This is a genomic window from Streptomyces sp. NPDC051452, assembly GCF_044454765.1.
Taxonomy (GTDB): domain Bacteria; phylum Actinomycetota; class Actinomycetes; order Streptomycetales; family Streptomycetaceae; genus Streptomyces.
In genome coordinates this window covers 927,710-949,045 of record NZ_JBITEB010000001.1, presented here as the reverse complement: position 1 = coordinate 949,045, position 21,336 = coordinate 927,710, and the positions used below count along the sequence as shown (strand labels likewise).

The following is a 21,336-nucleotide window of genomic DNA, read 5'->3' as shown; positions in this document are numbered from 1 at the left end:
CGTGAACACGTCTGCGTTTCTTGCGTGGTGCTTGGCGGAACGACCTCGTTCACAACATCCGCATTCACACCCCCGATTCGATGCTCGACAGATTTACATCCTGCGGGACAGGCATGTCAACGGCCTGGACGGGGTCGTCCTGTCAGCCTCCGGAGGCCCGTCGGAGCCCGCGACGAAGGGGAATTAAACGTTCAGTTATGGATGCCGGTGGCGGTGGACAAGTACTCCCGGGAAGTCCATAGTCGGCCATCGAACGCAGATTCGGTCCGGTGCCGTGTGAATGGTCGTCTCACGTGGTTCCACCGATAACACATTAGGCCGGCGCACGGATTGGGGAATCCGCGGCGCGGATTGGGGGGCACCATGAAATACGAGCTGGCCCGACGGCTGGTACCGGACGCGATGTGGAGCTTGGTAGAGCCGCTGCTGCCTGGCTTCACCGGGCGCCGGCAAGGGGGTGGGACGGCTCCGCTGGACGAGAGACAGACCTTCACCGCGGTCGTCTACGTGCTGACCTCGGGGTGTACCTGGCGGCAGTTACCGCCGTGGTTCGGGGTCTCCCCGGCCACCGCGCACCGCCGCTTCATCACCTGGACCCGCTCGTCCCTCTGGGACCACCTGCGGGAGGCCGCCGGAGGGCAGGTCGACGAGACGTGGATCAACGACGTCGTCACCGCGGCCCACAGAAGGGCGGCCTCGAGAGCCGTAACGGAGCACTCCTGATGTCCACCACGCGAGATGCCCGGTTATGTCCGATGTTGGGGTTTCGGCGCGGTGACGGGCAGCGCAATCCCTCCCGCGCGTCCCCACTCCCGGCCGCGATAAGGGACGCTCGCGCCGTCACCGAACGTATCGGCGGTACGAGGTTGCCCGAAGACCTCGGACGCCTCGACTTCCGTGCACCGCGCGTTCAGGTAGCCGTCGGCCCACTGCGAGGCGGCCGACCTGGCGGCCACACGCACGGTGTTCGACCCGTCCCGGGGGCACTGAAGGCGGTCCTCGCCATCGTCCCGGGCATCCGACGACGGACCTGCCGCCGGGCGAGAGCAGTTGCGCCGGCAGCCCCGCGACGCCGGGCCCCCGCGACCTCGTGGACGGCTGTCCGCGCGGGCCGGCTGCCGGACACCCGACTACTTCTCCCGGTGCTCGGGTCCTCGGCCGTCGCCTTCCGCCGCCTCGGCCGCTCGCACCCGCCGCTCCTCGCGAGCGGAGCCGACGTCCCGTTCCAGGGATGTGCGGCTCACGGCCGTCGCGAGGTCCTCCAGAGCCCGCTTCTGCAGTTCCGCCTCGCGCCGCACCACCGAGCTCCGGTCCCGACCGGCGCCGTCCCACTCCCGGAGCGCCTCCTCCACGCGCCCCCAGTCCGGATTCCTGTGCTCGCGCACGTCGGCCGCGGCCTGCGCGGTGTCCGCCTCCAGTGCCTCGGCGAACCGCTCCGCCTCGGGGACGGAACGGCTGTCGGTCCACGGGAGGTGGCCCTCCATGAGCATCGCCGCCCGGCTCAAGCTGTCGAGCGCCTCCTGCGCGTCCTCCGCCTCGCGCGACGTCAGGCCTCTGGGGCGGACCGGTTCCTGCCTCGCCCGCTCGTACGTCTCCTGCCAGGCGGCACGTGCCTGCCTGCTCGCCAGCAGTGCCCTACGCAGGTCGGCGCGGTGCCGCGGGGTCGGATCGGCGTGGTTGCGGAGCACCGCGGCCGCGTAGCGGCCGTTGGCGGCGAGCCAGTCCGCGAGCCGGCCCGGCAGCCGGGGTGTCTCCCACGCGGGGTACACGGCGTACGCCAGCATGGCGAGGACCCCGCCGAGCAGGGTGAGCACCACCCGTTCCGGGACCGTCTGCTCCCACGTCTGGCCCCCCATGCCGAGCAGGAAGACGACGTACGCGGCGGTGAAGCACTGGGTGTAGGCGTAGCCGGTACGGACCAGCGTGTACGACACCCCCGCCGAAACCACCGCCAGCGCCCCGAACACCTGCGCGTCCGGCCCCAGGACTCGCACCATCCCGGTGGCGAGCGCGACCCCCGCGAGGGTCCCGGCGAGACGGGCCACCGCGCGCGCGTACGTCCGGTGGAAGTCAGGCCGCATCACCATCACCGAGGCGACGGGCGCCCAGTAGCCGTGGCCCAGGGGCAGCCGGGCGGCGATCAGATAGCCGAGCGTGGCCACCACCGCCAGACGGACGGCGTGCCGGAACACGGGCGAGTCCGGGCGGAGCTCGCAACGGACCGCCCGGACGACCACCGGGACCAGCCGGAACATGGTCGGGCGCACCATGAACCGGGCGCCCACCGGGCCGGGCGGCGTGGGCGTCTCCTCGCGCGCGCCGCCACTCCGGGCGATCTCCAACGCCTCGCCGAGCAGTTCCACGAGTCGCTCGGCGGTCTGCCTCGCGGGGCCGGTCAGCACCTCGTGCTCGTCGTCGACGCGCAGGACGTCCGCGATTTCGGCCGGCACCTCGGCGGGAGTGCCGCGGCGAATCGAACGGGCGGCCGCGTCCAGGACGTCGGCGGCCGCGGCGAGCAACTCCCGGGCGCGGTCCCGCCCGGGTCCCTCCGCCGGGGCGCCGACGTCCGGATCGGCGAGCGCGGCGACGACCGGCCGAATGCGCTCGGCCAGTCCCCGGGGGCCGTGGAGGACGGACGGCCGGGTGCGGGCCTGTGCCGGTGTCACGGCGGCCGCGTCCCGGGCCGTCATCAACGGCTCAGCGTCGAACGGGGCGGTCGGGTCATGCCGCAACCGGCGGGCGTAATCCGCCACGGCGGCCAGGGCGTCGGCGAGCGCGTCACGATGCGCCCCCCAACGGCGGATCGGGAACAGCAGGATCAGCAGGGCCTGCACCACACCTCCGAGCGCGATGACCCCGGCGTGCTCCAGGGCTCGCCCGACGCTGGTGGGCAGCGTGATGGTCACCAGCATGCTGCCGACGGTCGTCGCCGCGACGATCCCGGCGGTCGATCCGACGGCCCACGCCATTCCCGCGGCGAAGGCCCATACGGCCAGCAGGGGGAGGAACGTCACGAGTCGCCCCGCCGCCAGGTAGCCCACGAAGGTGCTGAGCGCCAGACCCGCGCCCGCGCCGAGCGCGATCACCTTGCGGGGACGCCAGGTGCGCTGGAAGGTGGCCCCACCCGCGGAGAAGGCACCGAGGGCGGCGGACGCGGCGTACGCCGGGGAGACCAGCCACAGCGTCGACCCGATGACGATCGCCACCCCGGCGGCGGTGCGCAGCGCGAGCAGGGGCTCCAGCCGCGTCTCCTCGATCGTGAGCCCGGATCGCACGACCTCCCCGAGGGCCCGCAGCCACGTCACGGTGCGAGCCTAGCCGGAACGCCCTGCCGGGTCGCGTCGGCCGCGGCTCGGCGTCGTCCTCGTGGCCGGACCCGATGGCCGACGGAGGTCGCGAGGCGTTGAAGAGAGGGCGACATGGGTGCGTCGGGTCGCCTACGCGGCCGTCAGGGGGAGGGTCAGCCCTGGAACACGGGTCGGCCCGTCACCGGCCGGGGCCCCTCGGGGCCCGCGGTGCGGACCAGGTTGCCCGCCTTTTCCCGGTGCTCGTGCACGAGGCGGATCGCCATGGCGCCCTCACCCGACGCCGAGGCCACCCGTTTGACCGAACCGCTCCTGACATCGCCGGCGGCGAAGACCCCGGGAAGGGTGGTCTCCAGCAGCAAGGGACCGCGACCGAGCGGGGACCACCGGCTCGCGTCGGCCACCGCCTGCGCGTCGGCGCCGGTGAGGACGAAGCCCTTCTCGTCCAGGGCCAGCACGCCCCTGAGCCAGTCCGTGCGCGGCCGGGCCCCGATGAACACGAACAGTGCCGCGACCGGCAGCTCCCGGCGCTCACCACTGGCGTTGTCCTCCACCGTCAGCGACTCCAGCTTCTCCTCCCCGCGGACGCCCCGCACTTCGGTGTGGAGCAGCACCTCGATCTTCGGGTGCCGTTCCACCTGGTCCACCAGGTAGCGCGACATGTCCGCGTTGAGGTCACCGCCCCGGACGAGGAGGTGGACCCTGGACGCGTGGTTCGCGAGGAACAGTGCCGCCTGCCCGGCGGAGTTCCCGCCGCCGACGACGGCGACCGGATCCGCCTGGCAGAGGCTCGCCTCGTGAACCGTGGCCGCGTAGTAGACGCTGGTGCCCTCCAGGTGGTCGATGCCGGGCACCTCGAGCTTGCGGTACCACACGCCGGAGGCGAGCACCACGGCGCCCGCCCGCGTCCGGGACCCGTCGGTGAAGGTGACCTCGTACTCGTCGTCCTGCGGGGTGAGGCCGTTGATCTGGGCCGGCACCACGAGGCGGGCACCGAACTTGTGGGCCTGGAGCACCGCTCGTTCGATGAGTTCGCCTCCGGAGATGCCCGACGGGAAGCCGAGGTAGTTCTCGATGCGGGACGAGGTACCGGCCTGGCCTCCGGTGGCCACGGCGTCGACGGTGACCGTGGTGAGGCCGTCGGAGGCGCCGTACACGGCGGCGGCGAGTCCGGCGGGGCCCGCGCCGACCACCATCACGTCGCACCGCCCGTCCTCGGGCGAGGGGGCGGGCGCGGGCAGCCCGATGAGCCGGGCGAGTTCGGCGTTGCTCGGATTGCGCAGCACCCGCTCGCCCTGCCAGATGACCACCGGAGTCTCCTCGGGACGGATGGAGAACCGGCACAGCAGCGCCTCGGCCTCCTTGTCCTTCTCCAGATCCAGCCAGCGGTGGGGCAGCCGGTTGCGGGCGGCGAACTCACGCAGCCGCAGCGTGTCGGGGGAATAGCACGACCCCAGGATCCGGAAGCCGGCGCCGAGGCCGATGAGCAGATACCGGCGGCCCAGGTAGGCGCGCAGGATCAGGTCGCCGAGGACGGGGTCGCGGTCGACCAGGGCGCGTTGCCGCTCCGCCGGTACGGCCACGATCTCGCCCGCTTCGCGCACGACGGCGGTGTCGAACGCCGCCTCGCCCTCCAGCAGTCCGAGTTCACCCAGGAACCTGCCGGGCCCGTGCACCGCCACCGTGCGCTCCTCGGGGCCGCCGTAGTCCTGGAGCATCTCGACGGTCCCGCTGACGATCGCGAGGAACTCCCGGAACGGCTCGCCCTCGCGGTACAGCACCTCGCCCGGGGTGGTCCTACGGCGCTCACCGTGCGCGCTCAGGTCCTGCAACTGCTCCGGTGAGAGGCGGGGGAAGGCCCCGTACTGGTCCGGTGTCTCGCGGACCGCGTCGTGCTCGTGCTCGGCCGTGCTCATCAGACCGGGGCCTCGTCGACATAGCACCAGCGCCAGTCCTCTCCGGGCTGGAAGGACTGGACGATGGGGTGCCCGACGGTGCCCGCGTGCCGCCTGGCGTGCTTGAGGGGCGAGGAGTCGCAGCAGCCGACGTGCCCGCAGGTGAGGCAGAGCCGCAGGTGCACCCACGGGGAATGCTCCTTGAGGCACTCCTCGCAGCCCTCGGGGGTACGTGGCGTCACCGGGCGCACCATCGTCAGGTGCGGGTCGGGAATCGTGACCATCAGGGTTCTCCTTCCATGGACGGGAGTGCTCGGCCGCGGCCCGCTACGGCGCTTCGCGGTGCCGGGCCGTCGAGTTCACCCTCCCGTGGTGGTGTGCCGGCCGGACAACGCCTGCTCGACCCACGAGCGCAGGACGTTCGCGGGTGCCGCGCCGGCCTGCCGGGCGACCGTCTCACCCCGGTCCAGGACGAGCAGGGTGGGCACCGCCTGCACCTCGAACCGCCGGCTGAGCCGCGGGTTCCGGTCGACGTCGACCTTGACCAGCTTGATCTGTCCGGCGAGCTCCCGGGCGACCTGTTCGAGGGCGGGGCTGACCATGCGGCAGGGTCCGCACCAGGTGGCCCAGAGGTCGACGACGACGGGCTGGGTGGCGTTTTCGGCGACCTCGGCGAAGTCGTCGTCGCCCGCGTCGACGATCCAGGGCAGGGGCTGCTTGCAGTGGCCGCATCTGGGGCGTCCCTCGGCGGCCACCGGAATCCGGTTGTCCCGCCCGCATTTCGGGCAGGTCACCATCGTGGTCCGGGTGGTGTTCACGCGGCCCTCTCTTCCCCGGCGCCCTCCTGCCGGTCGTAGGTCACCACCAGCTCTCCGTTCTCGGCGTCGACGCGGACCGTCGCGCCGTCCTGGACGTCGCCGCGCAGCAGGGCGCGCCCGACCAGTGTCTCGACCTCGTGGGAGATGTAGCGCCGCAGCGGCCGTGCCCCGTACACCGGGTCGTAACCCTGGTGGGCGATCAACTCGCGTGCAGCTTCCGTGAGTTCGACGGTGATGCGGCGTTCGGCGAGCCGCTTGCGCAGCTCGTCGAACTGCAGCTCCACGATCCGCTCGATCTGCCGCTCACCGAGCGGCTTGAACAGCACGATGTCGTCGACGCGGTTGAGGAACTCCGGGCGGAAGTGCCCGCGCAGCTCGCCCATCACCAGGGCGCGGGCGTCCGGCTTGATCTCGCCCTCGGCGGTGGCGCCGTCGAGGAGGTACTCGGAGCCGATGTTGGACGTCATGATGATCACGGTGTTGCGGAAGTCGACGGTGCGGCCCTGGGAGTCGGTGATGCGGCCGTCGTCGAGGACCTGCAGCAGGGTGTTGAAGACGTCGGTGTGCGCCTTCTCGATCTCGTCGAACAGCACGACCGAGTACGGCTTGCGGCGTACGGCCTCGGTGAGCTGGCCGCCCTCCTCGTAGCCGACGTATCCGGGCGGTGCGCCCATGAGCCGGCTGACGGTGTGCCGCTCCTGGTACTCGCTCATGTCGAGGCGGATCATGTTCTCCTCGGAGTCGAACAGGGCCGCCGCGAGGGTCTTGGCCAGTTCGGTCTTCCCGACGCCGGTGGGGCCGAGGAAGATGAACGAGCCGATGGGCCGGCGCGGGTCGCGGATGCCGGAGCGGGCGCGGATGATGGCGTCGGCGACGAGCTTGACGGCCTCGTCCTGGCCGATGACCCGCTCGCGCAGGATCTCGTCGAGGCGCAGCAGCTTCTCGCGTTCGCCCTCCTGGAGACGGGCGACGGGGATGCCGGTCCAGGCGGCGACGATCTCGGCGATCTCCTCCTCGGTGACGACCTCCCGCAGCAGCCGGTCCTGCCCTTGTTTGGCGGCCAGTTGCTCCTCCTCCGCGGCGAGTCGGCGTTCCAGGTCCTGGAGGCGGCCGTAGCGCAGTTCGGCGGCCCGGTTGAGGTCGTAGGCGCGTTCGGCCTCCTCCGCCTCGTGGCGGACCTGCTCCAGTTCCTGGCGCAGTTCCTGCACGCGGCGGATCGCCTGCCGTTCGGCCTCCCACTGGGCGCGTTTGGCGTCGGCCTCGCCCCGCAGGTCGGCCAACTCCTTGCGCAGCTCCTCCAGTCGGGCTTGGCTGGCGGGGTCGGTCTCCTTGGACAGGGCCGCCTCCTCGATCTCCAGGCGGGTGACGCGGCGGGTGATCTCGTCAAGTTCGGCGGGCATCGAGTCGATCTCGGTACGCAGCCGGGCGCACGCCTCGTCGACGAGGTCGATGGCCTTGTCGGGCAGGAACCGGTCGGTGATGTAGCGGTGGCTGAGGGTGGCCGCGGCGACCAGCGCGGTGTCCTGGATCTTCACGCCGTGGAAGACCTCCAGGCGTTCGCGCAGTCCGCGCAGGATGGAGATGGTGTCCTCCACGCTCGGCTCGTCGACCACGACCTGCTGGAAGCGGCGTTCGAGGGCGGCGTCCTTCTCGATGTACTGGCGGTACTCGTCGAGGGTGGTGGCGCCGATCATGTGGAGTTCGCCGCGGGCGAGCATCGGCTTGAGCATGTTGCCAGCGTCCATGGCCCCTTCCGCGGCGCCCGCGCCGACGACGGTGTGCAGTTCGTCGACGAAGAGCAGGATGCTCCCCTGGGCGGCCTTCACCTCGCTGAGTACGGCCTTGAGGCGTTCCTCGAACTCACCGCGGTACTTGGCGCCGGCGACCAGGGAGCCCATGTCGAGGGCGAACACGATCTTGTCGCGGAGTCCTTCGGGCACGTCGCCGCGGACGATGCGCTGGGCGAGGCCCTCGACGATGGCGGTCTTGCCGACGCCGGGGTCGCCGATGAGGACGGGGTTGTTCTTGGATTTGCGGCTGAGGATCTGGGTGACGCGGCGGATCTCGGCGTCCCGGCCGATGACCGGGTCCAGCCGCCCCGACCGGGCCTCGAGGACCAGGTCGCGGCCGTACTTCTCCAGCGCCTCGTACGCCACTTCGGGGTTGGCGGAGGTGACGCGCTGGTTGCCGCGGACCTGGGTGAGCGCGCCGAGGAACGAGTCCGTGGTGACGCCGGCCTGTTTCAGCAGTCGCCCGGCGGTGGTCGAGGAGCCCTCCTCGGCCAGGGCGAGCAGGAGGTGCTCCACGGACACGTACTCGTCCTTGAGGCGTTTGGCCTCCCGTTCGGCGGTGTCGAGCAGGCGGCTGAGGCGCTGGGTGACGAAGACCTGGCCGGGTGCCGCGCCGGGCCCGGTGACCTTGGGGCGGCGGGAGAGTTCCTCGCGCAGGGCCGCACGCAGTTCCTCCGGCTCGCTGCCGGCCTGCCGCAGCAGCCGCGGAATCAGACCGTCCTCCTGATCGAGGAGCGCGAGCAGCAGGTGTTCCCCGTCGACCTCGGTATGTCCCATGCGGACGGCCACGCTCTGGGCCTCCTGGAGGGCTTCCTGGGACTTCTGGGTGAGACGGTTCATGTCCATGGGGGTGTTTCCCTCCTCGTGCCGCGGCCGCGCAGGGCGGCTTCGAGCAGGCTGATGCGGTCGAGCAGGTCGAGCACCAGGCCGATGGATGCGTAGTTGAGGCAGAGTCCGTAGCGCAGCCGCTGGACGCGGGCGAGGATCGCCGGGGCCGTGGGGTCGAACACCAGGTGGCCCGCGGCGTCGCGCTCGGCGTCGACCAGGCCGAGGGCGACGAACCGGCGGACCAGATCGGGGTGGAGGCCCGAGCGACGGGCCACGGTGTCCAGGGTGAGCCTGGGGGCGGGCACGAGCGCGTACCGGACCGTCGCCGAGGCGGTGACGCCGGCGCCCGTTCGCAGCGCTTGGTCGCCCCCGCCGGTCCGGCCGACACCTGCCGTTCCCGCGGGTCGGTCGTTCATCGCGTCCTCCTGGGGTCGAACGAGGAGGTGGCCGCGAGCTCCTCGAACAGTTCACGCTCCCGGTCGCCGAGGGTGGGCGGTACCACGATGCGGAGTTCGGCGTACAGGTCGCCGTTCGCGCCGCGCGGGTTCGGCATGCCCTCGCCGCGCAGCCGCAGCCGTCGGCCGCTGGACGAGCCCGCGGGCACCGTGACCTTGGCGGTGCCGCCACCGGGGGTGGGCACCGGCACGGTCGCCCCGAGGGCCGCCTCCCAGGGGGTGACCGGGACTTGGACGTGCACGTCGCGGCCGTCCAGCCGGAACCGGGGGTGGGGCTGGATACGCACCCGCAGGTACAGGTCGCCCGCGGCGGCGTCACCGCGGCCCCGGCCGCCCTCGCCGGCCAGCCGGATGCGCTGGCCGTCGGTGACGCCCGGCGGCACGTCGACCTCGTACCGCCGCGGCTGCCCGGCGGGGCCGGCGAGCGTGACGCTGCGGCGGCCGCCTTGGTAGGCCTCCTCGACGGTGAGCGGCAGTTCGGCCTCCTGGTCCGCTCCGGGGACACCGCCCGGGGCGCCGCCGGCACCGAACATGGAGCCGAACAGGTCGTCGATGTCGATGCCCTCCGCTCCGAACCCGTCGCCGAAGCCGCTGGTGTACCGGACACGAGGGCCGCCCGCGCCCGCGGTCCTGCGAGCGCGGAAGCCGCCGCCCGCTCCGGCCGCGACCCGTTCGTCGTAGTCCTCGGGGATCTGGCGGAAGTCCTCGCCGAAGCGGTCGTAGCGGGCCCGGGTCTTCGGGTCCGACAGGACGCTGTACGCCTCGTTGAGATCCTTGAAGCGTTCCTCCGCTCCCGGGTCCTTGTTGACGTCGGGGTGGTACTTGCGGGCGAGCTTGCGGTACGCCTGCTGGATCTCGTCCTGGCTCGCGGTCCGCGACACGCCCAGCACCTCGTAGAAGTCCCGTGCCATGACCGGTCACTCCCGCTTGGCGACGGTCACCGCGGCCGGCCTGAGCTGCCGGTCGCCGTCCCCGTAGCCGGGGCGCAGCACCTCGACGACGGTGCCCGGTTCGACGGCGGGGTCCTGGACGACGCCGACCACCTCGTGCCGGGCCGGGTCGAAGGGGACTCCGGTCTCCGCGTGCCGCGGGTAGCCGAGCAGTTCGAGCACGTTCACCGCCTGGTCGCGTACGGCTCGGATGCCCTCCACGAGTGCCCCCGGATCCGCAGCGGCGTGCGTCAGGGCGAGTTCGAGGTTGTCGAGGACGGGCAGGAAGGCGGCCGCCGTGCGGGACCGCTCGACCGCCCGTTCCCGCTCCAGTTCCCTGGCGTGCCGCTTGCGTAGGTTGTCGAGGTCGGCGAGCGCGCGCCGCCAGCGGTCCTCCAGTTCCTGGATAGCGGTCGTGTACTCGTCCTCGGCAGGCGGGGGGCCGGCGGCGTCGGGTCCCGGTTGGTCGTGCGCGGCTCCCGGCCGAGGCGGCGGGCCCGGTTGGGGCAGATCCCCGTGCGGAGGGCGTACGGCGTCTTCCGGGGCCGGTTCGACCGGACCCGTCGCGGCCCGGTCGGATTCCCGGGGGTGGCTGGGCATGGCGCGCCTCAGTCCTTGTCGAACTCGGCGTCGATGACATCGTCGCCACCGTCACCGCCACTCGTGGGGCCGCCGGACGCGGCATCCTGACCGGGACCGCCGGTGTCCGCGCCCGCGCCGCCCTGGTGGGCCGCCAGCCCGGCGAGTATCTGCTGGAGTTCGGAGGTCAGGGACCGCACGCGCTCCACGCCCGCCTCCTCCTTGACCGCCGCCCGGGCGTCGGACACGAGCATCTCGGCGCGTGCCTTCTCGTGCGCGGGCGCCGCGTCGCCGAGTTCGGCGAGGCGCTTCTCGACCTGGTAGGCGACGGCGTCGAGCTCGTTGCGGGCGTCGACGGCCTCGCGGAGCGCCTGGTCCTGGCCCTGGTTGCGCTCGGCCTCCTGGACCATGCGTTCGACCTCGCTCCGGTCGAGGTTCGAGCTCTCGCTGATGGTGATGCCCTGCTCCTTGTCGGTGTCCTTGTCACGGGCCTTGACGTTGAGGATGCCGTTGGCGTCGATGTCGAAGGTGACCTCGACCTGTGGTTCGCCCCGCGGGGCCGGCCGGATGTCGGTCAGCTGGAACCGGCCGAGTGCCCGGTTGTCGGCCGCCCGCTCGCGCTCGCCCTGCAGAACCACCACATCGACGGCCGGCTGGTTGTCCTCGGCGGTGGAGAAGGTCTCGCTGCGGCGCACCGGGATGGTGGTGTTCCGCTCGATGATCTTCGTCATCACTCCGCCGCGCGTCTCCACACCCAGCGACAGGGGTGTGACGTCGAGCAGCAGGACGTCCTTGACCTCGCCCTTGAGCACCCCGGCCTGGATCGCGGCGCCCAGGGCCACGACCTCGTCGGGGTTGACGCTCATATTGGGTTCCTTGCCGCCGGTCAGCCGGCGCACGAGGGCCTGGACCGCGGGGATCCGGGTGGAACCACCGACGAGGATGACCTCGTCGATGTCGCTCTCGCCGACCTTGGCGTCGCTCATGGCCTGCTGGACCGGCCCCAGGCAGCGTTCCACCAGGTCGGCGGTGATCTGCTCGAAGGTGGACCGCATGATCGAGTCGGTGAGGTGCTTGGGACCCGAGGCGTCGGCGGTGATGAACGGCAGGCTGACCTGCGTCTGGGTCACCGAACTGAGTTCGGTCTTGGCCTTCTCCGCGGCCTCGAACAGCCGTTGCAGCGCCTGCGGATCCTTGCGCAGGTCGATGCCGTTGTCCTTCTGGAAGTCGTCCGCGAGGTAGTCCACCAGACGGCGGTCGAAGTCGTCGCCGCCCAGGTGGCTGTCGCCGGCGGTGGAGCGCACCTCCACCACCCCGTCGCCCACGTCGAGGATGCTCACGTCGAAGGTGCCGCCGCCCAGGTCGAAGACGAGGACGGTCTCGTGCTCCTTCTTGTCCATGCCGTAGGCGAGGGCGGCCGCCGTCGGCTCGTTGATGATGCGCAGCACCTCCAGGCCCGCGATGCGTCCGGCGTCCTTGGTGGCGGTGCGCTGGGCGTCGTTGAAGTAGGCGGGCACGGTGATGACCGCCTCCGTGACGCGTTCCCCCAACTGCTTGGAGGCGTCCTCGGCGAGTTTGCGCAGCACCTGGGCGCTGATCTCCTCGGGCGCGTAGAGCTTGTCGCGCACCTTGAAGCGGGCCGCCCCGTTTTCGCCCTCGACGACGTCGTACGTCACCGCCTTGGCCTCGTCGGAGACCTCGTCGAAGTGCCGGCCGATGAACCGCTTGGCCGAGTAGATGGTGCCCTTGGGGTTGAGGATCGCCTGGCGCCGGGCCAGCTGGCCCACCAGGCGTTCGCCGGTGTCGGTGAAGGCCACCACGGAGGGTGTCGTGCGGTTGCCCTCGCTGTTGGGCACGACGGACGGCTCCCCGCCCTCCCACACGGCGATCACCGAGTTGGTGGTGCCCAGGTCGATGCCTACTGCCTTGGCCATGAGGAACTCCTCCCGGCGCGGCGGGCCGCGCCGACGCTCCGGATCACATCGTTCACGTACGGGTGGGGCCTCGGTCGGTGGTCTGCCGCAGGCCGCCGAGCAGCCGTGCGGCCTCGTCGGCGACCGCTTCGTCCACGACGACCTCGTACCGGCTGAGACTGCATCGAGCGGAGGAAGGCGAAATCCCGGCGACCGAGCAGGGCGTGCAGCGGCATGCCGAACAGCGCGCCGATGATCGCTCCGACGATCAGCCCGTACAGGGCGAGGAGCAGGGCGGAGACGACGGGGTCGAGCCGGTTCAGCAGGCCGGAGAGCCGGCCGATCAGGGCACCCGGGAGCGCGCCACCGGCCGCCCCGTGAAGGGCGGCCCTGCCGTGGTCCAGCCGGCCGGTCACCTGCTCGACCAGGCGCACGTCCTGGCCGGTGATCGCCACCTTCGCGACGGGAAACCCCTGGTCGCAGGGGTAGTCAACGGCGCGTTCGGCTTCCCGGTACTCCTTGCACGAGGCGACCGGCCTGCGAGGCTGCTCCGTCATCGCCCAAGCCCTTCCTGCCGGTGGGCACGGACTGTTCCGAACACGTCCCAGGGTGGCGGGCCGAGTGTCCCCACGCCTGCCCCTGGCGAGTCAGAAATGCCCGGGTCCGGTCGCCCTACCAGCACGAGAGGAAGAATCCGAATATTTCGGATGACCTGGCCCGAGGGGGGTACGCGGTACACCGCTCACCTCCCTGAGGACTCGGGGAGAAAGGAGTGATCCTATGGCCGGCAGCCGGGCGCAGGACCCGCACCTAAGCTGCTCCGACCGGGAGGACGGCCTTCCGCGGGACAGCGCCGGGCGGTACCCCGCGGTGGTTCCGGGCGGTCCCCAACCACCCGCTCCGAGGCCGGCCGAGCATGCCCTCCACGAACTGACGGCGCTCTCCCGAGTCCTCTTCGACACCCCGGACGAAGGCGAGATCCTGCGCCTGGCCATGGAGCACATAGGCGCCGCAGGGCCGTACAGCGCCGAGGCCGGATATCTCAAGGCGGACGGCGACCTGATCCCCAGCCCGCGGAACGGGCGGGTCCATGCCCTGGCCGTGGACCGCAGGGTGCGGGAGCTGGCCGGGCAGGACGGTCCAGTGACCGTCCCCGGCCGGCCCTGGGGCCGGGCCCTGGGGCTGCGCGGACTCGAGAGACTCCACGGCTACCTCGTGGTGACGTCCCGCTCGCAGCCCACCGAGGCCGAGCGCTCCCTGCTCGCCATGATCGTCCGACATACCGCTGCCGCTCTGTCGGTCGCCTTCGCACACCGCCGCCACCGCGATGACGCGGAGGAACTGCACCGGCTCCGGGAGGAGCGCACCTGCCTCCAGCAGCAGCTGATCTCCGTAGTGGCCGAGCTGGGATACCAGCGGGCCGTTCACACGCTGATGGCCGACCTCGCCGCCTCGAGCGGCGGCGAGGAAGCCGTCACCCGCGCACTGTACGGGCTCACCGGACTCCCCGCGCTGGTCGAGGACCGCTTCGGCCGACTGAGGTCCTGGACCGGCCCCAGCCGACCCGATCCCTATCCCGAACCGGACCCCGTGCGCCAGGACGAGATGCTGAACGCCGTCGCCCGGGAGGTCGGGCCGGTGCGGATGAAGGACCGGCTGATCACACTGGTCCGTCCGCACGGCGAGATCCTGGGCGTGCTGGCCCTGGTCGATGCCCGGGGCGAGGCCGACGAGCACACCGTGTTCGCGCTGGAGCACGCCGCCACCTCGCTCGCCCTCGAACTGGCGCACCTGCGCGATCTGGCGGAAGTGGAGCTGAGGCTGCACGGCGAGCTGGTCGACGATCTCCTGGCGGGGACGGACGAGGCGAGCGCCTACGCCCGGTCCGAGGCGGTCGGACACGACCTGCACCGCAGCCACTACATCGTCGTGGTGCAGTGGTCGAACCGGACGGTGGACGATTCGTTCGCGCGGACCGTGGGCCGGGCGGCCTCCGCCGTGGGCATGCACTCGCTGCTGACCCGGCGTTCCGACCACGTGGTCCTGGTCGTCAGCGACCGGCCGCACGCCCGCGCGCTCTACGAGACGCTCGCCCGGGAGACGGGGACACGGTCCGGGACGATCGGGGTGAGCAGCTCCTGCGACTCGCTGGGCGACATCCCCCACCACTACCAGGAGGCGCGGCGTGCCCTGGAAGTGCGCCGCCACTCCCGCGAGCGCTACGGCACGACGTTCTTCGAGCAGCTCGGCCTCTACCGCATCCTGGGGCCCGGCAACAACTTCCGGGAGATCGAGACGTTCGTCCACGAATGGCTCGGGCAGCTCATCGAGTACGACTCCCGGCACCACACGTCCATGGTGGAGACCCTGTCCCGGTACTTCGACTGTGGCGGCAACTACGACGAGACCGCCGAATCCCTCGCGATCCACCGCAGCACGCTGCGCTATCGGCTCCAGCGCATCCGCGACATCAGCGGCAACGACCTCGCGGACGTCGAGGACCGGCTCAACCTCCAGGTGGCCACCCGGGTGTGGAGGATCCTGCTGGGCGGACCCGACTGACACCTCGCCGGACTGACGGCCCAGCCGTGCGGGGACGCGGCCTGTGGGGACGCCGGCTCCCCGCGAGGCGCTCGCCGTGTTGTGGTTGACTGTCGTCGTGTTGCCCGAAACCGTCTTTACCACGCACGAGTTGCAGCCTGGCGACCGTTTCGAGGCGTGGTCGGAGCAACTGGGACGCACTCACGCGCCGATGCACCTGACCAGCCAACGCAGCGCCGACTACCGGGGATTCCAGCGCGTGTTCGGGCTGGGCGAGGTGACGGTGTGGCCCGCGACCTTCGACCATCTGGTGTTCCACCGGACGCCCAGGCTCGTGCGGCAGTCCGACCCGGAGGTGTTCCACCTGTCGCTGCTGCGGCACGGCGACGGCGCGGCGAGCTGGGGCAAGGAGCAGGTGGGGTACCGGCAAGACGACTTCCACGTGAACTGCTCGTCCATGTCGTACGAGATATCCACCGGGCCCGACCCGGTCACCATCGTCGGGGTGGAGATCCCGCGTGCCGCGGTGGGACTTCCGGCCGGGCGGGCGGACCGGGTGGTCGGACGCCGGATATCGGGCCGCGAAGGCATGGGCGGGCTCCTCGCGGGGCTGCTCGTCCAGCTGACCGCGGACACCTCCAACTACCGGCCGGGGGACGCCGATCGGCTGGGCACGGTCGTCACCGATCTGGTCACCGCCGTCTTCGCGAACGCCCTGGACGCGGAGCCGCTCCTCACGCCCGAGACGCACACCCGCACCCTGCTTCTGAGCGTCAAGTCCTTCATCCGGCGGCATCTGGGCGATCCGGACCTGACCCCCGCCCGGATCGCCGCGGCCCACCACATCTCCCGCAGCCATCTCTACCGCCTGTTCAAGGACGAGGGGTTGACGGTGACGTCGTACGTCCGTGACCAGCGGCTGGCCAACGCCCGTCGCGAGCTGAGCGATCCGGACCTGCTCACCACACCGATCCACACCATCGCCGCCCGTTGGGGCTACACCCGCGCCGGTGACTTCACCCGGGCCTTCCGTACCGCCCACGGCGTCACACCCAGCGAGCTACGGAACCTGTCGCTGCGCGGGACAGCCGTGGACGGTGTGCACAGCGACGTGGACGCTGTGCGAAGGACACCCGGCGACGCACCCGCGCATCATTGATCCCGGTCGCTCGACCGGCCCGGTGCCGGACGGCGTGGCAGGGTCACGGGGGTGCCCTGTCACGCCCTCAGCACGGTGGCGGTGCCGCGTCGGCGGCGTCGGTTCCCCACAGACCGGCGCCGCCGGCGGCCGTCACGTCGACGCCCTGCGCGGTTGGGCGGAGTACAACGCCCAGGTCAGCCGCAGGAGAGCAACCCGGCCCGCTGCTTCGCGGTCAGGATGCGGTGAACGCTCTGGTCCACCTGCGTCCGGAAGGCCGCACTGTGCGCCATGCGGGCCTGCACGGCCTTGACCATGGCCGGGATGGTGTTCGGCTCGACGGTCAGGACCATGTCCCCGCCGGCCGACAGGAAGTTCACCGCGCGGTCGGCCGGGTTCACGGCCTTGACCGCCACCGCCTTCCCGAGGTCGTCCGAGATCACCACGCCCTTGAAGCCCAGGGACTTGCGGAGCAGCCCCTGGATCACCGTCGGGGAGAACACCGCCTGACGCTTCGGGTCGATCTTGGTGTACCTGGCCGAGGACATCATGACGAAGGGAGCGCCCGCCTTGATCCCCGAGGCGAACGGGCCGATGCTCGAACTCGTGCTCGTCGTGACCGAGTCCACGACGTTCGCCGTGGTGTCGGTGTTGCCGCGGACGTTGCCGAGTCCCGGGAAGTGCTTCAGGGTGACCAGTACTCCGGCCTGGCCGAAACCGGCGGCGAAGGCGTCGCTGTGGGGAGTCACCGTCGCCGCCGTATGACCGAACTCGCGGTCGTAGCGGCCGATCGGACCGTTGCTCCTGCCGAGACTGGCCGGGACCACGTCGGCGACGGGCGCGAGGTTCAGGTTCACCCCGGCGGCCTTCAGTTGCTGTGCCCAACCCGCGGCCTCGGTGCGGAGTTTCGAGGTCGGCCAGGACCCCTGGACCAGTCCGCTCGGCATGGTCGAGAACCCGGGGCCGGACAGGACCTGGACCTGACCGCCCTCCTGATCGGTGGACACCAGCAGGCCCACGCGATGCCCCGTCACGGTGTCGGCCTGCGCCTGCAGACCGTCCACCACGGTCCTGGTCGCCTTGGTGCCCGACTTGCTCCGGCCGCCCAGGAACACGGAGCCGACGTGGTACTGCCGCATCAACCGCACCCGCGCCTGATCCGGCTGCGAGGCCGTGACCCCGCCCATGAAGAGCTGACCGACCCGCTGTGACGCAGTCAAGGCTCCGTACACCTTGTCCACACACTCCGCACCGCGGGCCGCGGAAGCGGGTGTCCGTCCCATCACCGCGGAGTGCGAGACGTCGGCGGCACCCAGGCCGGCGGCCGCCAGCGACAGGGTAAGCAACGGTACGGGCCACAGGGCCCGGGCGCCCATCCTTCTCGAGCCACGACGAGATGACGCCGGCCGCACTGTCATGCGGAGCCCCTTCCGGTACATCGACCACGGACCGGGGCCCCCTGCTCGGCCGTCGACAGCGGTCACGCAGCCAGTACGACCCAAGCTACCTCCATCCGCCGCCACGCGCTCCCCAGGATCAGGGGCGATCCAGGCCCCACGTCTGCAGGGCGAAGGGGCGGCCCTTCTCCTCTCCTCTGATCAGAGGTACGTCGAGCAGGCTGAAGCCCGCCTTGGTGGCCACGGCGACGCTGGCGGCGTTCTCGGCCTCCAGCTCCAGGATCACCTGCTCCACGCCCAACTGCTCGAAGGCGTACGCGGCCATCACCCGCAACGCGCGCGTGGCCAGCCCCTGACCGCGGTGCGCCGGGCCGACCGCGTATCCGAGTTCGGTTCCCTCGGCGGCGCGCCGCAGCATCACCTCGCCGAGCGGTGCTCCCCCGTCGACGGTGATCGCCAGCAGGATGGTCGTGCCCTCGGCCCGCATCCGCCGGTCCCGCGCCAGTCGCGCGCGAGCGGCCGCTTCGTCGAAGGGGGAGACCAGTGGCGTCCAGTAGGCGATGTCGGGGTGGTCGAACAGCTCCGGCATCACGGTCACGTCGGCTTCCGACCAGTCGCGCAGGACGAGACCCTCTCCCCTGAGCTCGATCCGGTCGGGAAAGGGCGACATGGCGCTGCTCATGGTGAGCGACCTCCTGGGCCTGGTCGGAAAGGGGCAGGATATCCAGGGCCGTCACCACCTGGCCGCGGTGGCACGGGAACCGTTACGCGGACCTCCGCCTCACGCGTCCCTCAGTGGAGGATGCTCACAGCGCGCGCGATGACCAGCAGTGATGTCAGGAGGGCGGAAACGCCCTCCACGGTCATCAGTAGTTTCGCGCGAGTGGACAGTGGCATCGTGTCGGTGGGGCTGAACGCGGTGGAGTTCGTCACGGAGACGTACAAGTAGTCGCTCAGGGTCGGCACCCAGTCCGCCTTGATGCTGGAACCGGCGGCCACCTCCTCCACCGTGCCGTCGTTCTCGTCCTGGGAGAAGCGGAAGTCCGCCAGCGGCAGCTCGGCACGCGGCAGCTGGGTGCGCAGCACGGGGCCACCCCGGTCGAGCTCCCAAAAGGCCAGCCCGAAGACGATGATGTTGGTCACCCAGACCTGTAGCGCCGCTACCAGCAAAGACCGGCCGTCCTTGACGTCGGCGTAGATCAGTTCGTGGATGAGGAAGGCCAGAGCGGTCAGATTGCTCACGGCGATGAGGAACACGAGGGTCAGGGACAGGACCCGGAAGGTGCGGGTCTGCCGGGTGAGTCGCCTCGGGTTGATGGCCACCACCGGGATCAGCAGCAGTAGCTCCAGAGAGGGCAGCACGTAGCGTGGCGCGACAAGGAGCTGTTGCGGCAGGAACAGGTAGAGACAGATCGCGACGAGTGTCGCCACGACGGCAGGCAACCTCGCCTCACCGCGGCGCTCGTGGCGCGGATGCTTGAACTGCGCCTCTCTTCGGCCGGTTCGCACCAACGCTTTCCCCTCACATGTCCGATCGGCGGCGGTTCCCTGGGCCTAGCCTTCCCGTCCGTGACCCTCGAATGCGGGGTCAGCCGCTGCTCGGCGTGAGACGCCGCTGCACGTGACCCGTCGTAGGGAGCGCGCCCGGGTGGTGGGCCGCACCGGCCGCCGCTCGGTGGGGCCGGCGTGGCGCGCACCGTCGGCACGACGAACTCGCGTCATCCACACCCCGCCATCGTTGCCTGCCGCGGCATCGGGGACGGATATGACACCCGAGCGCAATAGGGTGATGACCCCAGCGAGGGAACCGCAGCCGGGACCGGGGACGTCTCTCCGATGATCAAGCTCGAGGAGATGACACGGTGCGGATCTACATCAGCGCGGACATGGAAGGCGTCACCGGACTCGTCGACGCCGAGGATGTCCAGCCCGGTGGGCGGGACTACGAGCGTGGACGGCTGATGATGGCGGAGGACGTCAACGCCGCTGTCCGGGGCGCCATCGCGGCCGGGGCCACCGACATCACCGTCAACGACGCTCATGGGCCGATGCGCAACATCCCACCGGAGGCCTTGCATCCGGCTGCCCGCCTCATCCGCGGCAAGCCCAAGCACATGGGCATGCTCGAGGGCCTCACACCCGAGCACGACGCCATGATCTGCGTCTGTTATCACTCAAGGGCCGGGGCGCCCGGGGTGCTGAGCCACAGCTTCATGGGACACGAGATCGAGGACATGTGGCTGGACGGCCGACCGGTGGGTGAGATCGGCCTGGCCCACGCCACGGCGGCGGCCGTCGGTGTTCCGGTGGTCGTCCTCACCGGTGACGACTGTGCTTGCGCGGAGATGGCGGAGTGGGATGCCTCCGTCACCACCGTGGCCGTGAAGCATGCGCGGGACCGGTTCGCGGCGGATCTGCGCCCGGTCGAGGTAGCACGCACGGCGATCGAGGAGGCGGTCCATGCCGGGCTCGCCGCGCAACGGGGGCCGACAACGGCTACAGCGGCCCCTTCGGACTCCCCCACCCTCACCGTCCGCTGGCAGTCGGCCTCGGTGGCCTCCACCCTCATGGGCATTCCGGGGGTCCGTTCGACGGACTCGCGGACCGTCCAGGCACAGGGCACTCTGCCCAGCCTCTACCGGTTGTTCGGCGTGTGGATGCGGGTGGCGGCTTCCTTGACCAACCAGCCCCCGTACTGCTGACCTCCGCGAACCAACCCTCCTACGTTCCTCACCTACGCGACGACCGGCCGTGGCAACGAACCGGCCAACGCCCGACCAGCCGCCCCGTACCGCAGTGGACCCGCCCCGGCGCGACCCCTGTGACGGCCCTCGGGGGCCCGGGCCCTGGCCCGGATGGGTCTCCCCCTTAGCGTTCACTCCACGTCCATTGCAACGAGGACGATCATTTGCGTTGCGTTACATCCAGGCCCATTGCAATGATTTACCCGCAACGACCTGCAGAAACAAGCATGTTGGTGGATTAAGTCGTTGCTCAATATAAAAACGCAACGTAGCGTTTCCTCTGTCAGAAACACGGAGCAGAGGAGCGCGCAATGCAGAAGTTCGACACCCCCACGCCGGTCACCGCCGTTCTCGGCATTCCCGCGGGACGCATCCGGTTCATCGCCGCCGACCGGACCGACAGCACGGTCGAGGTCCTGCCCGCGGACGCCTCCAAGGGCCGTGACGTGAAGGCGGCGCAGCAGGTCCAGGTCACCTATCACGATGGCGACGGCGTCCTGCGGATCGAGGTGCCGGCGGTCAGGAACCGGATCCTGGGGCCGTCCGGAACCGTCGAGGTGACCGTCCAACTGCCGGCCGGTTCCGCGATCGACGCGATGGCGGCCAGTGCCGAACTCCGGGGCGTGGGACGGCTGGGCGATGTCACCTTCGAGGCCGCGCAGGGGACGGTCAAGCTCGATGAGACCGCGAGCGCCCGTCTCACCCTCGCCGCCGGTGACGTCTCGGTCGGCCGCCTGGGCGGCCCGGCGGACATCAGCACCCAACGGGGCGACCTCCACATCACCGAAGCCGTACGCGGCACCGTCACACTGCGCACCCAGCAGGGCGACATCTCGGTCGGAGCCGCCCACGGGGTCTCCGCCTCCCTCGACGCCGGCACCGCGTACGGCCGGATCACCAACGCGCTCACGAACCCCGGAGGCGTCGCCGACCTGGACATCCACGCGACCACCGCGTACGGCGACATCACGGCCCGCAGCCTCTAACCCCTCCGAACCCCTCAA

18 protein-coding genes are annotated in these 21,336 nt (G+C 71.0%); 5 read left to right on the top strand and 13 right to left on the bottom strand.

Features of this window, described 5'->3' with window-relative positions:
* Positions 1-363 precede the first annotated feature (363 nt).
* Positions 364-723, top strand: a complete 360-nt coding sequence (locus tag ACIBA9_RS03875) for a transposase (RefSeq protein WP_399359715.1) — start codon at positions 364-366, stop codon at positions 721-723.
* A 407-nt stretch (positions 724-1,130) separates the two neighbouring features.
* On the opposite strand, the gene ACIBA9_RS03870 is transcribed toward ACIBA9_RS03875, so the two are convergent.
* From ACIBA9_RS03870 to ACIBA9_RS03825, 10 genes are all read right to left on the bottom strand, one after another.
* Positions 1,131-3,305 carry an FUSC family protein gene (locus tag ACIBA9_RS03870; protein WP_399359714.1) on the bottom strand — a complete coding sequence of 725 codons (2,175 nt, stop codon included), beginning with the start codon at positions 3,303-3,305 and terminating at the stop codon, positions 1,131-1,133.
* A gap of 155 nt (positions 3,306-3,460) precedes the next feature.
* Positions 3,461-5,221, bottom strand: a complete 1,761-nt coding sequence (locus ACIBA9_RS03865; protein ID WP_399359713.1) for an FAD-dependent oxidoreductase — start codon at positions 5,219-5,221, stop codon at positions 3,461-3,463.
* Positions 5,221-5,484, bottom strand: coding sequence for a UBP-type zinc finger domain-containing protein (locus tag ACIBA9_RS03860; protein WP_393900552.1), 264 nt, complete (start codon positions 5,482-5,484; stop codon positions 5,221-5,223). The genes ACIBA9_RS03865 and ACIBA9_RS03860 overlap by 1 nt, the downstream gene beginning before the upstream one ends.
* Before the next feature lie 75 nt (positions 5,485-5,559).
* Positions 5,560-6,018 (bottom strand): thioredoxin, encoded by a 459-nt coding sequence (gene trxA, locus ACIBA9_RS03855; RefSeq protein WP_399359712.1) that lies wholly within the window; start codon positions 6,016-6,018, stop codon positions 5,560-5,562.
* The gene (gene clpB / locus ACIBA9_RS03850) at positions 6,015-8,654 is read right to left on the bottom strand and encodes an ATP-dependent chaperone ClpB (RefSeq protein WP_399359711.1); all 2,640 of its coding nucleotides are present in this window, start codon (positions 8,652-8,654) and stop codon (positions 6,015-6,017) included. Before clpB ends, trxA begins: the two co-directional genes overlap by 4 nt.
* Positions 8,645-9,052, bottom strand: coding sequence for a chaperone modulator CbpM (locus tag ACIBA9_RS03845; RefSeq protein WP_399359710.1), 408 nt, complete (start codon positions 9,050-9,052; stop codon positions 8,645-8,647). The genes clpB and ACIBA9_RS03845 overlap by 10 nt, the downstream gene beginning before the upstream one ends.
* The gene (locus ACIBA9_RS03840) at positions 9,049-10,002 is read right to left on the bottom strand and encodes a DnaJ C-terminal domain-containing protein (protein WP_399359709.1); all 954 of its coding nucleotides are present in this window, start codon (positions 10,000-10,002) and stop codon (positions 9,049-9,051) included. Before ACIBA9_RS03840 ends, ACIBA9_RS03845 begins: the two co-directional genes overlap by 4 nt.
* A gap of 6 nt (positions 10,003-10,008) precedes the next feature.
* Complete coding sequence (locus ACIBA9_RS03835; RefSeq protein ID WP_399359708.1) at positions 10,009-10,620, bottom strand: nucleotide exchange factor GrpE; 612 nt, start codon at positions 10,618-10,620, stop codon at positions 10,009-10,011.
* Between the two features lie 8 nt (positions 10,621-10,628).
* Positions 10,629-12,533 (bottom strand): molecular chaperone DnaK, encoded by a 1,905-nt coding sequence (dnaK, locus tag ACIBA9_RS03830; protein ID WP_399359707.1) that lies wholly within the window; start codon positions 12,531-12,533, stop codon positions 10,629-10,631.
* Complete coding sequence (locus ACIBA9_RS03825; RefSeq protein WP_399359706.1) at positions 12,518-13,069, bottom strand: general stress protein; 552 nt, start codon at positions 13,067-13,069, stop codon at positions 12,518-12,520. Before ACIBA9_RS03825 ends, dnaK begins: the two co-directional genes overlap by 16 nt.
* Positions 13,070-13,292: 223 nt before the next feature.
* Here ACIBA9_RS03825 and ACIBA9_RS03820 point away from each other — a divergent pair, with 223 nt between their 5' ends.
* Complete coding sequence (locus ACIBA9_RS03820) at positions 13,293-15,074, top strand: PucR family transcriptional regulator (protein ID WP_399359705.1); 1,782 nt, start codon at positions 13,293-13,295, stop codon at positions 15,072-15,074.
* A 43-nt stretch (positions 15,075-15,117) separates the two neighbouring features.
* A complete protein-coding gene (locus tag ACIBA9_RS03815; RefSeq protein ID WP_399359704.1) occupies positions 15,118-16,212 on the top strand; it encodes an AraC family transcriptional regulator in 1,095 nt (364 codons plus the stop codon).
* A gap of 176 nt (positions 16,213-16,388) precedes the next feature.
* Here ACIBA9_RS03815 and ACIBA9_RS03810 read toward each other — a convergent pair whose 3' ends face one another.
* The 3 genes from ACIBA9_RS03810 to ACIBA9_RS03800 all read right to left on the bottom strand — a co-directional run bounded on the left by ACIBA9_RS03810 (position 16,389) and on the right by ACIBA9_RS03800 (position 19,019).
* The gene (locus ACIBA9_RS03810) at positions 16,389-17,411 is read right to left on the bottom strand and encodes a glycoside hydrolase family 3 N-terminal domain-containing protein (protein WP_399359703.1); all 1,023 of its coding nucleotides are present in this window, start codon (positions 17,409-17,411) and stop codon (positions 16,389-16,391) included.
* A 316-nt stretch (positions 17,412-17,727) separates the two neighbouring features.
* On the bottom strand, positions 17,728-18,270 hold the full coding sequence (locus ACIBA9_RS03805; RefSeq protein WP_399359702.1) for a GNAT family N-acetyltransferase: 543 nt from the start codon (positions 18,268-18,270) through the stop codon (positions 17,728-17,730).
* A 110-nt stretch (positions 18,271-18,380) separates the two neighbouring features.
* Positions 18,381-19,019: a hypothetical protein gene (locus tag ACIBA9_RS03800; RefSeq protein WP_399359701.1), complete on the bottom strand. Its 639-nt coding sequence runs from the start codon at positions 19,017-19,019 to the stop codon at positions 18,381-18,383.
* Between the two features lie 431 nt (positions 19,020-19,450).
* On the opposite strand from ACIBA9_RS03800, the gene ACIBA9_RS03795 reads away from it, so the two are divergent.
* Positions 19,451-20,290: a M55 family metallopeptidase gene (locus tag ACIBA9_RS03795; protein ID WP_399359700.1), complete on the top strand. Its 840-nt coding sequence runs from the start codon at positions 19,451-19,453 to the stop codon at positions 20,288-20,290.
* Positions 20,291-20,643: 353 nt separating this feature from the next.
* Positions 20,644-21,318 carry a DUF4097 family beta strand repeat-containing protein gene (locus tag ACIBA9_RS03790; RefSeq protein ID WP_399359699.1) on the top strand — a complete coding sequence of 225 codons (675 nt, stop codon included), beginning with the start codon at positions 20,644-20,646 and terminating at the stop codon, positions 21,316-21,318.
* Positions 21,319-21,336 lie beyond the last annotated feature (18 nt).